Source organism: Flavobacterium sp. UBA4854 (assembly GCF_002399805.1).
Lineage (GTDB): Bacteria > Bacteroidota > Bacteroidia > Flavobacteriales > Flavobacteriaceae > Flavobacterium > Flavobacterium ginsengisoli.
Genome location: NZ_DHEI01000062.1, coordinates 3,162 through 4,328 on the forward strand (window position 1 = coordinate 3,162; position 1,167 = coordinate 4,328).

Consider the following 1,167-nt stretch of genomic DNA (forward strand, 5'->3'; position numbering starts at 1 on the left):
ACGTCTGGAACTTTAGGAGATCCCGTTACTTTTGGTTTAACCGATTCTGACTTAGATCGATTGGCTTATAACGAAGCCATTTCTTTTGCCTGCGCTGGAATTGCTGAAGGCGATGTAGTACAATTGATGACGACAATTGACCGAAAATTTATGGCTGGTTTGGCTTATTTTTTAGGTCTTAGAAAATTGAAAGTTGGCGTAATTCGTGTTGGTGCAGGAATTCCAGAAATGCAGTGGGATTCTATTCTTAAATACAATCCTAGTTATTTGATTACAGTTCCTTCTTTCCTTCTCAAATTAATTGAATACGCTGAAATACACGGAATCGATTATAATAATTCGAGCATAAAAGGTGCCATTTGTATTGGAGAATCTTTGAGAGAACAAGATTTCTCCATGAATATTCTATCAAAAAAAATCACCGATAAATGGAATATTAAGTTATTTTCGACTTATGCTTCTACCGAAATGAGCACCGCTTTTACCGAATGTGAACATGGAAAAGGCGGACATCATCACCCAGAATTGATCATTGTAGAAGTTTTAGACGAAAATAATCAGCCAGTAAAAAATGGAGAAACTGGCGAACTTACTTTTACAACTTTAGGAATTGAAGCTATGCCTTTATTACGTTTTAAAACGGGCGACATGGTTCAGTTTCATGACGAGCCTTGTGCTTGTGGCAGAAATACTTTACGCGTTGGACCAGTTGTTGGACGCAAAAAACAAATGATTAAATATAAAGGGACAACGCTTTATCCGCCAGCGATGAACGATGTTTTGAGCAGTTTTGATAATATCGAAAATCATTTGATCGAAATCTCTACCAATGATTTAGGAACAGATGAAATCTTGATTAAAATTGCCGTTAAAAACCAAACTCCAGAATTTTTACAGGAAATAAAAGATCATTTTAGAGCCAAATTAAGAGTGACTCCAAAAATAGAATTTGCTTCAAAAGAAGTTTTGAATCCGTTGGTTTTTAATCCAATGAGCCGAAAACCAATTCGTTTTTTTGATTACCGTTAAAGGTACAAAGTTACAAAGGCTCAGAGGTACAAAGGTTTAACATCTGAATATAAAACCTTTGCAACTTTGTCACTTTGAACCTTTGAACCTCAATTTGGTACAAATTGAACTAAAAGTTGTAATTTTGCAAAAAATTAC

The 1,167-nt window shown here is 35.0% G+C and carries 1 protein-coding gene; it reads left to right on the forward strand.

Annotated features, from left to right (window positions below):
* A partial coding sequence (locus B3J44_RS08945; RefSeq protein ID WP_286967907.1) for an AMP-binding protein occupies window positions 1-1,029 on the forward strand: 1,029 nt, incomplete at its 5' end.
* Between the last annotated feature and the right edge of the window lie 138 nt (window positions 1,030-1,167).